We start from the raw sequence: 12,248 nt of genomic DNA, 5'->3' as shown, positions 1-12,248 counted from the left end.
GATGTGATTTCATGACAAAGGTTCATTGCATGGTCCTGAACCCTCCCCTTCAGGCTTTATTCGCCAGGAATCTGGAGCATGAACTCAACCGGGAGCTGAGAAACACTCTTCGATCACTGCTGTCTGAAACAGGAAGCGAATGAAGTTATTAAATCCGAAAGATTATAAAGTTGTTTTAAAGATGTCAATCAATTTATTCCAACTGCCATTTCCCTTGAAAAAGGGAAGCTAAGGAATACTCCTGGTTCCCTTAGCTATACCATCAGATGGCTGGGTATTTGGGCTTTTATCTAAAATCAATTGAAATCCATAATTTACAAACGAATAGCTTAATGAAAATAAGAAAAGATGAATGGGCTTAATTTTATTTAATCTGTAAAGGTTAATTTTCTCAAAAAATGAATTGAGAGGATAAGCAAGCAAGTAATCAAAAATTAAATTAAGCAGGGTATATAACCAAAATTTTTTATAAGCTAAATGGAATATCCAAAGGTTACCCACGAAGTAGGGTCCAAAAGTAAAGGTTAATCCGTTATTGGCTATAGTTTTAGCACCACCCTTTGCCTTCCACCATTTGCGGGGGCCGCCTAACAGATATTCCGTTAGGATAATCAGAGACGAAAATAGCGTAACAGGGAGATATTTAAAAAGAGACCCTTTAGGAAGAAAAATCGCAGTGGCCCAGGATATTAAAATCAATGCAATCCGGAAAAAGGCTAACATATATTACTCCTCGCTCATCACTTGTTTTTTGTTGGGAATATTTTTGCCAAAGAAGTAAATCATTATTCAAGTGGCAGATTCTTCAGCAATCGGGCGAATGTGTGCGGGTCAGGCACTTTCCTTTCGACGCCGGAAAAGGCCTGTACCCAGTTCATTAAAAGCAATCGCAGCCAGAATAATCGCCGTGCCCAGCCACTGAAGCGGGGTTACCGTTTCTGACAAGATAATGCTTGCTGACAGGATGGCGATTGGCAATTCAATAGAGGTTAGGATATTGGCAATTCCTCCTGAAACCAGAGGCGCACCAGCCGCGAAAAACAGAGGCGGAAGGACTGCTCCAAATAGCGAAACCCCGACGGCAATAGTCAGCAGATTTTCCTCCAAAGGCAGTACGGACGGGATATCACGCATGAACAGGATCAGCACCAGGATGGCTGATCCTGTCACCATCAATGAACTCCGTGTCCATGGATCCACATTTACAGCGACCTTGCCGCTGAAGAAGATGAATCCGGCATAAGTGATCGCCGAGAGGATTCCCAAAATGAAACCTTTAACTGGAAGCCCCTGTATGTCGCCATTTACAATATTAGAAGCGAAAAAGACCCCGATTAATATCAAAATGATCGAAAGCACGGTGACAGGCGCCGGTTTTATTTTGCTGAAAGCCCATTCTAAAAGGATCCCGATCCAGACAAACTGGAACATTAAAATGATGGCCAGCGATGCAGGAAGATACTGCATGGAGCCATAATAGAAAATGCTGGTTAAACCGACAAAACAGCCGGTCATCATGATTTGCAGCATGTTTTTCATATGGAGCCCTTTGAAACTGGAGCGTTTTATCAATGTGAAGGACCATAATAAAATGAAGGAAATAACCATCTGTGCAATCGTAATCTGCCCCAGAGAGTAGCCATAACTAAATCCCAACTTTGCAAAAATCGGTGTAAATCCGAAAAAGGAAGCACCGATCAGTATATATAAAATTCCTTTATTGATTTTCAATTTGAAGCCTCCTTGATGCAAACGTAAAAAAGGTGCTTCACATGTATCACCTTTTTTAGCTTTATTGTGACATTAAACTGCCAGCTGATTGGTTTCCGTCCCTTTTTTTCGTTCCAATCTCCGGTAAATAAACGCAAGCAGCGCAGCCGGAATTGTGCATACCACCATTCCGATAAACGCATACCTTGGTTCCATTTCATACAGATACCCGCCAAAGATGGTGAAAAGAGCCGTGCTCCAGCTGAGTGCGAGCGCAGAGTATACGCCTTGAGTAATCGGCACCTGTTCATGGGGAACATGCTTGATTAAATATTTCATAAAAGCGTAGTGTGCCATCGCAAATGAGAAGGCATGCAGTGTCTGGGCAATGCTGAACATAATGACATGCGAAAAGGCAAATACGAGTATCCAGCGTGCGGTCGACCCGAGTGCTGCCAGGGCCAGTAAGGAGCCAATAGAGAATTTCCTGAACGTCCGGTCGGCAATGAAAAAGAATAGGATTTCTGCTATCACACCTATGTTAATAATGGCGCCAATGAGATATTTGGGTGCCTTGATTTCCTGCAAATAGATGTAGCCATAGTTGTAATAAGAAGCATGTGCGGCCTGCAGCAAAATGACAATGACGAGCACCAGGCCAAAGTGCCGGATGCTGAATAATTTCATGATGGCGCCCTTTGCCTGGCCAGATTTGGGTTTTTCAGACAGAACTTCAGGCGTGTTCATTAAACCGAGGCAAAGAACGGCGGCCATGCCGAGCAATAGCGCCCAGAATATAGCTTTGTCCCCGATTGCCCCTGTAAAAAAGGTCAGAAACATGCCGGATACGACAAATCCAATCGACCCCCAGGAGCGGCTTTTTCCGTAATCCTTTAATTGCTTATTCTGTACGAGAATGCCTGCCGCACTATCCAGTGCCGGCATCAGTGCAGGGTAAAAGAAATGCAAAAACAGTGTCACCGCGAGCAGGCTGGTGAAGGAATTGGCCGGGATATAGCAGAGAATGGCGATCAGTGTGCCGATTGACATCCCGTTCAGCAGAGTTCGGCTGCTGAATCTTCCTGATAAATAGGGAAAAGCAAAGAGTGTGGCAAGCCCCCGAATGGCCAGGCCCAAGCTCATGATTAAACTCGCCTGTGAAACGGTCATTCCTTTTATATGGATCAGCCACCCTGTCCAGTAGGGGAGAAAAATGCCCCAGGTCAGGAAGAAGCTGAAAAATTGTCTGCTCATCCAGCTTTGTGTATTCATTAAGGATCCCTCCGATATTTGCATGATATCAGGAAGATTCGTACAATAATATGAGATATCTCATATTTTGGGGTGAATCATGGAAATTTTTAAAGGGGAAAAAAGGCAGAAGTATTTGGAGGAGCACTCCATTTCGCATTTATTTTCTTTTCCGATTGAAGAGTTTATTGAGGTTCGCGAATATAAGCGGGATGAATGGATTATACGCGAGGGCATGAGACCGGATTATTTGTATTATGTCATCGAGGGTAAAGCCAAAATCTTTGTAACGTATCAAAATGGCAAGGTTTCTTTGATTAATTTTATCAATGCCCATGATTATATCGGGGAAATGGAGCTTTTACATGAAGTGTACTATACAAAGGGAATACAAGCCTCCACGAAAACGATCTGTTTTGCGATTCCTTTGAATCACTATCGCAAAAGATTGCTGGAAGATACGACCTTTCTCCGGGAATTAACCAAGTTTTTAAGTGTGAAAGCGACGAAAATGGCTGAAAAGTATTCACAGAGCCTTTCCTTTCCGCTTGAAAACCGTCTGGCGGATTTCATTCTGCAAACCGCTGATGGGGAGGTCTATAAGGAAAAACATGTGGCCGTCTGTGATTTTTTAGGGGTATCTTATCGCCACTTATTGCATGTTCTTGTGCAGTTTTGCGACAAAGGGTACTTGCAGAAGGAAGGGCGCCAATATCGCATCCGGCAGACGGATGAACTGCACCGGCTTGCTGATATGCTGAAGAATGAGTAAGGGGCAGTCTGGCTGTGCAAATGCCACATGGAAATAGCCAAGTGGCATTTGCATAAGCTCTCAAGAACGTGAGTGAACCTTTTCCCCTTGAACCCAGACTTCCCGAATATGCTCCGGACGGACCAGATACATGATTTTTTGGAAAATATCATCTAACGCTTCATTTTCTGTGAAGATGGGCAGGCTAGCCCCCGGCACTTTCGTATCGACAATTTGAACATCCCATGCATAGTTCTCCTGAATTCGCCCAATTGGCAGACTCAAGCTTTCTCCGCCGCCGGCTGTAGCCAGGTAAAAGGCTTCATGGATGGAAATCCGTGAAGCCGGTACACCACGTTCCCCGGCAGGAAGATCCGGATTTACTCCGTCTTCCAGCATTCTGGAAGAGACAACAGCCTGTTTGGCATTATCATATAGACTTGGAGTCGCGCCAGCTGAAATATCCGTCCCCAGGCCAATATCAATACCCTTGCCCATAAAGCGCTTGATCGGAATCACGCTATTGGCGAAGTAGGCATTGGATAATGGACAGTGGCTGATTGCGGTGCCCGTACGTGCAAACAGCTCTGCATCATGGTCATCCAGGAAATTGCAATGAGCCATCACCGATTTTTCGCCTAATAATCCGAAATCATGCAGTGCAGCCGCATCATGCTTGCTGAAACGTTCCTGTACATAGCTGTGGGCCCAGTCACTTTCACTGCAGTGGGATTGTATATGTGTATCATACTTGGCAGCCAGTTCGCCCAGGCCTTTTAATACTTCATTCGAACAGCTTGGAATAAAGCGCGGTGTTACGACAGGATACACGCCTTGTTTAACTGTTTTGGCCAGTTCCTTCACGGCTAAAATGAACTCCTCCGTATCGGCTAATGCTGTTTTCGCATCTGCATCCCGATAATAGTCCGGGTTTTGTTCAGGATCATCCATGACGACTTTACCCACTAAGCCCCTCTGCCCTTTTTCAGCACATATTTCAGCTAATAAAAAACTGGCCTCTTTATGGACGGTTGCAAAATAGAGGACCGTCGTGGTTCCATTTGCGAGCAGTGTATTCACGAGATCTTCATAAACCTTCTTGGCAAAAGCCAAATCTGCAAATTTGGACTCTAATGGAAATGTGTATGTGTGGAGCCAGTCATAGAGGGGAATATCCAATGCTGTCCCTGATTGGGCCCATTGCGGCGCATGGACATGCAGGTCCACAAAACCAGGCAGTAAATATTGCCCGTCCGCTAAGCGGTGAAAGTTCGCATGTCCCTCATAGGCAGCCAGCAGGGATTGGTAATCCTCATGCTCAGGACCCGCCATTTTTTCTATCATCCCATTTGAATTCACGAAAAATAAGTAGTCTTTTAAAATAGTAATTTCCTTAGGAGAAAGACTGGAAAAAGCAGTTCCGTAAAAAATACACGTATATTTACTCATAAATACCTTCCTAACGTTCGTGTTTTGTGCTACTATAGTCATTGTAAAGGAAAGAGTAATCTCAGTCTAGCAGAAAAGTATTGTAAAAAATCTTGTTGTCATTTATACAAAAGTTATTGTAAGATAATTTCAATCAAAAAAATTCAATAGTGTTTTTCATATAATCGTAGGGATATGGCCTACAAGTTTCTACCCGTTTACCGTAAATAAACCGACTATGAAAAGCAGGAATAGGATGGACTCAGGAATCATTCGGAATTCGTCTGTTCTTTTCGTACTTCGATTTTTTTAAGCTCGAAGTATATGCTTTTTTACGTTTGGAGGAGAGCATATACTTTGGGCTTTTTTCTATTGGTCCGTTTAATAGAAACAAAGATTATATGGATATCATAACACCAACAGGGGGTTCTTATAATGGATGCAAGGGCTGAAGAACGAGAAACAAACAGCAGTAAATCGGGAAAAGAAGTTTCAGTTGGACAATCCGTTTTTCTGGGACTGCAGCAAGTATTGGCGATGGATCTGTTCATTCCTCCGATGATTTTAGCAGGATTATTGTCCTTTTCTGTTCCGGATAGTGCACTGTTAATACAAATGACCTTTATTGCCTGTGGTATTGCCACAATCATTCAAGCAGGATTTGCCATGAAGCTTCCAGTCATGCAAGGGCCATCCTTTGTGCCGCTTAGTGCCCTGGCAGCCATCGGCACAACATCCGGAATCGGGGCGATGATTGGCAGTCTAATCCCCGGAGCCTTGCTTGTTGCCTTACTGGGTTACCCGCTTAAAGTTTTCAGCAAGGCCGTCAGGAAATTTATCCCTCCGATTGTAGCGGGGACGGTCATTGTCGTTGTGGGGCTTTCACTAATGCCAAGTGCGATCAATTCCATCTACTCGGCACCGGGAAACTTCGGAGAAAACATATTTGTTGCGGCTGCAACAGCGGCTGTGCTGATTTTCTGCATGTATATTGGCGAGAAATCCCAATCAAAACTGAAATACATTAAAATCGTATCGGTTATTTTATCATTGGGTATAGGATCAATTGCTGCTTCATTCTTTGGCATGGTCGATTTCTCATCGCTGGGTAAGTCGGCGTGGTTCCAGATGCCAAGCCTGTTTGCCTTTGGAGCTCCTGAATTTGATCTGCATGCCATTCTGATTATGGCAGCCATCTATTTTATTGTCACAATCGAAACAACTGGCACGTGGTTTACGGTTAGTAAGGTGACAGGAGAAAATCTGGATGATAAACGCTTAAATGGCGGGGCCTTTGGAGAAGGCTTAGGCTGTTTTATCGGTTCCTTCTTTGGGGGGACACCGGTAACAGGCTACTCTTCCAATGCCGGCATCATTGCCATCACAGGAGTGAAAAGCCGCAGGCCGATTATCGCAGGCGGTGTGATCATGATTATCCTGGGCATGATGCCGAAGCTGATGAACTTGATTGCATGCATTCCCGGGGTTGTCATTAACAGTGTGTTTGCCATTCTATGTGTAGTCATCATGATGAATGGATTCAAAGTGATTAAGGAAGTGGCTTTTACAGAACGGAATATGCTTGTGATCGGTGTGCCGATTATGCTTGCCCTGTTTGCCGTGCTGATGCCTCCTGATGTGTTAAAAGGACTTCCCGATGTTGTGACTTATTTTGTCTCATCAGGTACAGCAATTGGAGCGATTACAGCGCTGGTTCTCAATCTGGTTCTTCCGCAGAAGCTTGAAGATCGTGTAAAAACAAATGAAGTGACAGTACATGCCAATTAAAAAAATGAAAGTGAGTGTCGAATATGCAGCAAGATCGATTATGGAATGAATGGCATCCAGTATGCAAAGCAGAGGAATTATTGGAGGATCCCAAACAGGTATTTGTCCTTGGGGAACGAGTGGTTATTTTCCGCAATGAGAAAGGGGTTCATGCCTTCAAGGATCTATGTATCCACCGCGGTGCGGCCCTTTCACTTGGAAAGGTAAAGAACGGAAATCTGGTTTGCGCATATCATGCCTGGGAGTATAATTGTGCAGGTGAATGTGAGAAGATTCCTGCCCTGCCAAGCGGCAGAGCCATTCCAAAGAAAGCAAGGGCAACCGCTTATCATTGTGAAGAGTATCTTGGACTGATCTGGGTTAATTTAGGGGAAGATCCGGCACCGCTTGTTTCATTTCCTGAATATAGCATGGATGGTTACAGAACAGCGATTTGCGGCCCTTATGAGGTAAAAGCAAATGCCCCAAGAATTATTGAAAATTTCCTGGATGTTTCGCATCTTATGTTTGTACATGAAGGCCTGCTTGGAGATGAGGATCATGCGGAGGTTGTCGACTACAAAGTTGAATTTGTTGATAATCGCATAATTACCAGTAAAATTCCGGTCTACCAGCCGAACCCTGATGGACGCTCCAAAGGCGGATATGCTAATTATGTGTATGAAATCCTCAATCCGACTACCGCCCGTTTTACAAAAACAACGGAAGGGTCGGATGATGAGCTGACGATTCTGCTTGCTGTCAATCAAGAGGGTCACGAGCAGGCCAAGGCATTTATGCTTTTGACCAGAAACTATGATCTGGACATGCCGGATGAGCCTTTTATTGAATTCCAGGATACCATCTTTTATCAGGATTTAGACATCGTCCAAAGCCAAAAACCAGAGCTGCTGCCACTGGATTTGCAGGCTGAGCTGCATCTTAAGTCAGACGCTCTTACTATTGCCTATCGCAAATGGTTAAATACGCTTGGTGTGGAAAATGGCACAAACCCGGTTCAGGATAGCCTGAAAAAAATAACTGTATAATTAAATGATTAGTGCCTGCTCCGCTATCGGAAACAGGCACTTTTTTAAGGCAGGAAATTTTTACACTGTTCTATGCAGAAATTCCGCTGTGACTAAAAATGGGACCGTCTGAGATGGTATCAGATAGCCATCTCTTCATCCTAACCCTATACACCGAATTCAGGAATATGGAACTGGCAAAACGGGACCGTTATAGGCGGCCGCCCTTCATCGCCAGACGGTCTCGTTTGGTTTTACTTGAAAATTCTAATCCTAAATGCCAGGCTGCAATTTTCTTTGCTGAAAAGCATTTTGGGCATCCTGCAGTTCTGATGCAGCTTCGTAAATGATGCTTATAATCATTTGCTGCTCCCAAATGGAGTTCTGTTTCATCTGGTGTTCGAGTTCGCTAAGGTACGATTGGCAGCCGTCTGTTTCTGATTGGCATGCCTTTAACTTAACAAGAGCGTCATCAACTATGCAATTTTCTTTTATATCCTGCCCGTGGTTTTTTATCCATATTGATAATTCATAAAGTGTGCAGGCAGCAAGCCGCTGATGGGTAAGCCATTGCATCTCAACTTCGCTTTCACCCTTGTTCTGCATATTCTGTTTCAGGCGTTCCTCAATCATGGTTGTGATGATGAGCAGATTCTTCATGCTGTGCCCATGCTTCTTTCCATATGGATCTTCAGCTAATTCACTTACCATTTCTTTAATTGTATCGTTATACATCCACTTTAAGTCCTGTCTGGCATCCATTTCACGATACGGGATTATAAACCGGTTAATGAATAGGGCAATGACTACGCCAATCACTACCATGAACAAGCGTTCAACTGTAAGAAATTGGGTTTCTCCAGTAATGAGTGCAACGGAACCAATCGCAGAGAATGTCACAAGTATAGTACTGTACCGGTAAATTTTCACATAACTCATTAAATAGCCTGCAAAAAGCAGGAGGGCCGTACGTGCAGGCTCTGACCGAAAAACAGCAAAAAGCAGCCAAACAAGGATAGCCCCTGCTATTGTAGCAAAAATCCGGTCTCGCATTTTCTGGTGAGACTGCTCATAAAAAGGGACAATTAGCGAAAGAACGGTGAACATGATCCAGCGCCCTTCCTCTAGATTGAAATAGTCAGTGAGAAAGCCGCTAAACGCGATTCCAAAGGCAATCCGGATTGCATATGAAAACTTCAGGGATGTGGAATGGTTCGGTCCTTTAAAGAAACCCAGCCGGCGGAACTTCTGGGGTATTCCTTCAATCTTGCTGGTGATGCTTGACTTCTTGCCGCTATGCTGGGCTAATTGGAGCAAATTCTCAGCCAGGAACTCAGTATTTGCAAGAATTCTTGCCGTGAAAAGTGACGGTGATTGCCTGTGCTCATTCAATAGCTCTTCCGCTGATTTTTGCAAATCCTCAGCTGTATCCGGATCAGCCACCCCTTCTGCTGCTATACCAAGGAATTCCTTGACGCGGGATATAACAGCAGCATCTTCTCCTTCTTTTTCCATTTTATCCACCAAAGAATGGATTTTTTCCAGTGCTGCAGAAATGTTTAAGTTTAAGCTTCCTTCATCAGTTAAGTAATAGTTCGCTTCTCTCTGATCATAAATCATGGTTCTCAGACTATTGATGCTTGTTCTGATGGTCAGATCCTCCTCTTTTGAATCCTTCCCTTCAAGAAGCCGATCTATTTTTACGATTAATGCCTTGCAGGTTTCCTGGATAAGAGGCTCACCATGCTTGGAAATCCTTTTTCTGTTCGCAGCCAATTGCATAGCCATGATAGAAATGGCTCCAAAGACCAGGCCAATCAGGCGGACCGGCATTTCATCGCTTGTTGCCGGGATTGCAAGCAGAAATAAATATTGCAGGGAAAATGGAAGGTAAAGCGGATTCCGCAGGTTGAATATCAAGGTGTATCCGATCACAAACATAGTTATAAAATGGATAGGAATGCCAAGCCATACATTAAAGCCGGCAAAAAAGGCGGCAGCACCCATAAATACATTCAAAGCGGCAAATTTAAGGGTATTGGCGATTGGATGAATCGTCAAATCACGTTCAAGCAACATCAGCATTGCTGTAACAGTCGATACACCAATCAATATATTTCCCTGACCGAATAAAGCTCCGAACAGAAGAATATATCCGATGATGCCGATAAAAAGCACAGTGTTAGAAATTAGGGTTTTCTTAGTCAAATTCATTCATCCTTTTATGTTTTCTTTCAGCCTTTCGCGAACATTAGAAAGCAGTATACCACTTATAATTTCTTTGCACTACTTTCAGCATACAATATTAAGCAAATGGGCTAGAAAGCGCGGGCAGGCACCATTGCCAAGAAGAAGCAAAGACTCAACTTGCAGAGCCGGGGATAGTGTTCCAAGGGGAGAAAGACCTTAATAGCAAAACCTTTAGAAGGACAGCAGTAAATAAAAGAATCTGTTCTTTTGAATTAATAAGCATGACGTTAATGAAAGGCAGGCCTGAGCTGTCAACACCCACAGTAAATCAGCCACTTTTTACTTATTCATAACCATTGCTTATTCCTTCTTTCCGGATTATAGTGTATACGAAGGAGCAGTCATTACAAAACCTATATATATCAGAAAGGTTTATATAAAGGAGAAGACGTATATGCTAGCAGCAAAGAACAGCTACAGAATTGAAAAAGATTTTCTAGGCTCTAAGGAAGTTCCTGCTGATGCCTATTATGGTGTTCAGACGCTTCGTGCGGTAGAGAACTTTCCGATTACAGGCTACCGGATCCATCCGGAGTTAATCAAGGCAATGGCCATCGTGAAAAAGGCAGCAGCCATGGCGAATATGGAAGTTAAGCGCCTTTACTCAGGCATCGGAGACCCGATCGTACAGGCAGCCGATGAAATGATTGAAGGATTATGGCATGATCAGGTGATTGTGGACCCGATCCAGGGCGGTGCCGGAACATCCATTAATATGAATATTAATGAAATCCTTGCAAACCGTGCGATTGAAATCATGGGCCATGAAAAGGGCGACTACTCTCATTGCAGCCCTAATACCCATGTTAATATGTCGCAGTCGACGAACGATGCTTTCCCGACAGCTATGCACATCTCAGTGTTAAATCTGCTGGATCAATTAATCCTGACAATGGAAAATATGCACTCTGTTTTCCTTGAAAAATCAAAGGAATTCAGCCATGTGATTAAAATGGGGCGGACCCATCTGCAGGATGCTGTTCCAATCAGGCTTGGCCAGGAATTTGAAGCCTACAGCCGCGTTATTGCACGCGACATCAAGCGCATTCAGCAATCCAAACAGCACTTATATGAATTGAACATGGGGGCAACAGCAGTCGGTACAGGACTGAATGCCATCCCGAAATACATTGACTTAGTGGTGAAGCATATTGCCGACATCAGCGGCCTGCCATTTACAGGGGCAGAACATCTTGTAGATGCAACACAAAATACGGATTCTTACACCGAGGTTTCCGGAGCACTGAAAATCTGCATGATCAATATGTCCAAAATCGCAAATGACCTTCGTTTAATGGCGTCTGGTCCAAGAGCGGGTCTTGGCGAAATCTCACTGCCGGCAAGACAGCCGGGCTCATCCATTATGCCTGGAAAAGTAAACCCTGTTCTTCCGGAGCTGATCAATCAGGTCGCCTTCCAGGTCATCGGGAACGATAACACGATCTCCCTTGCTTCAGAAGCCGGACAGCTGGAACTGAACGTCATGGAGCCAGTCCTGATCTTTAACCTTCTGCAATCGATCAGCATTATGAACAATGCGTTCAATACGTTTACAGAGCATTGTGTAAAAGGAATCGAAGCCAATGAAGAAAGAATGAGGGACTATGTTGAAAAGAGTGTCGGCATCATTACTGCCGTCAACCCGCACCTTGGCTACGAAGTCGTATCCAGAATCGCCAGAGAAGCGATTTTAACAGGCCGTTCCATCAGGGAATTGTGCCTGAAATATGATGTTCTGACAGAAGAAGAACTCGACTTAATACTGGATCCATATGAAATGACGGATCCTGGCATTGCAGGCGCTGCGCTTCTGGAAAGAGATTAAGGTAAACAAAAAACGCTTGTCCCCTGTTGAGGGGCAAGCGTTTTTTCTATCTAGAAAGTACTATCTGTAGTTAGATAACTGTCTAGCTCCAGGCGCCATCGGCTCGAGGTCATAAGCCAATCCGTCCAAAAGGTTAAAGAACAACCTTTCAGCCGGCTCGTCTTATGCTTGAGGCCCGCACGGATGCGGGTCATGCAGACGTTGCCACAGGACGTGGCGGTTTTAGTCTGCGTTCCTT

At 44.2% G+C, this 12,248-nt stretch carries 10 protein-coding genes and 1 riboswitch; of the genes, 5 read left to right on the top strand and 5 right to left on the bottom strand.

The genetic code is table 11. The features are described from left to right. Positions 1-11: 11 nt before the first annotated feature. On the top strand, positions 12-143 hold the full coding sequence (locus tag NYE23_RS24435; RefSeq protein WP_341082044.1) for a hypothetical protein: 132 nt from the start codon (positions 12-14) through the stop codon (positions 141-143). 85 nt (positions 144-228) lie between these two features. Here the strand turns inward: NYE23_RS24435 and NYE23_RS24430 are convergent, their stop codons facing one another. From NYE23_RS24430 to NYE23_RS24420, 3 genes are all read right to left on the bottom strand, one after another. Continuing rightward, positions 229-723, bottom strand: coding sequence for a hypothetical protein (locus NYE23_RS24430; RefSeq protein ID WP_341082043.1), 495 nt, complete (start codon positions 721-723; stop codon positions 229-231). 108 nt (positions 724-831) lie between these two features. Next, on the bottom strand, positions 832-1,731 hold the full coding sequence (locus NYE23_RS24425) for an EamA family transporter (RefSeq protein WP_341082042.1): 900 nt from the start codon (positions 1,729-1,731) through the stop codon (positions 832-834). A 72-nt stretch (positions 1,732-1,803) separates the two neighbouring features. Continuing rightward, entirely contained in the window at positions 1,804-2,982 is a 1,179-nt protein-coding gene (locus tag NYE23_RS24420) for an MFS transporter (RefSeq protein ID WP_341082040.1), read from the bottom strand. Between the two features lie 79 nt (positions 2,983-3,061). Between NYE23_RS24420 and yeiL the strand changes: the two genes are divergently transcribed. Further along, positions 3,062-3,733, top strand: a complete 672-nt coding sequence (yeiL, locus tag NYE23_RS24415; RefSeq protein WP_341082039.1) for a transcriptional regulator YeiL — start codon at positions 3,062-3,064, stop codon at positions 3,731-3,733. 60 nt (positions 3,734-3,793) lie between these two features. Here the strand turns inward: yeiL and guaD are convergent, their stop codons facing one another. Beyond that, positions 3,794-5,161: a guanine deaminase gene (gene guaD / locus NYE23_RS24410; protein WP_341082038.1), complete on the bottom strand. Its 1,368-nt coding sequence runs from the start codon at positions 5,159-5,161 to the stop codon at positions 3,794-3,796. 136 nt (positions 5,162-5,297) lie between these two features. Then, positions 5,298-5,399: riboswitch (purine riboswitch) on the top strand. Positions 5,400-5,575: 176 nt separating this feature from the next. Between guaD and NYE23_RS24405 the strand changes: the two genes are divergently transcribed. Together NYE23_RS24405 and NYE23_RS24400 are read left to right on the top strand one after the other, a co-directional pair. Continuing rightward, positions 5,576-6,928, top strand: coding sequence for a nucleobase:cation symporter-2 family protein (locus tag NYE23_RS24405; protein WP_341082037.1), 1,353 nt, complete (start codon positions 5,576-5,578; stop codon positions 6,926-6,928). Between the two features lie 23 nt (positions 6,929-6,951). After that, the gene (locus NYE23_RS24400; RefSeq protein WP_341082036.1) at positions 6,952-7,956 is read left to right on the top strand and encodes an aromatic ring-hydroxylating dioxygenase subunit alpha; all 1,005 of its coding nucleotides are present in this window, start codon (positions 6,952-6,954) and stop codon (positions 7,954-7,956) included. Positions 7,957-8,208: 252 nt separating this feature from the next. Here NYE23_RS24400 and NYE23_RS24395 read toward each other — a convergent pair whose 3' ends face one another. Beyond that, positions 8,209-10,143 carry an FUSC family protein gene (locus NYE23_RS24395; protein ID WP_341082035.1) on the bottom strand — a complete coding sequence of 645 codons (1,935 nt, stop codon included), beginning with the start codon at positions 10,141-10,143 and terminating at the stop codon, positions 8,209-8,211. Between the two features lie 436 nt (positions 10,144-10,579). Between NYE23_RS24395 and aspA the strand changes: the two genes are divergently transcribed. Continuing rightward, a complete protein-coding gene (gene aspA, locus NYE23_RS24390; RefSeq protein ID WP_341082034.1) occupies positions 10,580-12,010 on the top strand; it encodes an aspartate ammonia-lyase in 1,431 nt (476 codons plus the stop codon). The last annotated feature ends 238 nt before the right edge of the window (positions 12,011-12,248 follow it).

The organism is Cytobacillus sp. FSL H8-0458 (assembly GCF_038002165.1).
GTDB lineage: Bacteria > Bacillota > Bacilli > Bacillales > Cytobacillaceae > Cytobacillus.
This window is presented reverse-complemented; position numbering and strand designations above follow the sequence as displayed.

What these genes read in the sequence shown, in the direction of transcription:
- NYE23_RS24435 (WP_341082044.1), top strand. Translation starts at nt 12, where the DNA reads ATGACAAAGGTTCATTGCATGGTCCTGAACCCTCCCCTTCAGGCTTTA.
- NYE23_RS24430 (WP_341082043.1), bottom strand. Translation starts at nt 723, where the DNA reads ATGTTAGCCTTTTTCCGGATTGCATTGATTTTAATATCCTGGGCCACT.
- NYE23_RS24420 (WP_341082040.1), bottom strand. Translation starts at nt 2,982, where the DNA reads ATGAATACACAAAGCTGGATGAGCAGACAATTTTTCAGCTTCTTCCTG.
- yeiL (WP_341082039.1), top strand. Translation starts at nt 3,062, where the DNA reads ATGGAAATTTTTAAAGGGGAAAAAAGGCAGAAGTATTTGGAGGAGCAC.
- guaD (WP_341082038.1), bottom strand. Translation starts at nt 5,161, where the DNA reads ATGAGTAAATATACGTGTATTTTTTACGGAACTGCTTTTTCCAGTCTT.
- NYE23_RS24405 (WP_341082037.1), top strand. Translation starts at nt 5,576, where the DNA reads ATGGATGCAAGGGCTGAAGAACGAGAAACAAACAGCAGTAAATCGGGA.
- NYE23_RS24400 (WP_341082036.1), top strand. Translation starts at nt 6,952, where the DNA reads ATGCAGCAAGATCGATTATGGAATGAATGGCATCCAGTATGCAAAGCA.
- aspA (WP_341082034.1), top strand. Translation starts at nt 10,580, where the DNA reads ATGCTAGCAGCAAAGAACAGCTACAGAATTGAAAAAGATTTTCTAGGC.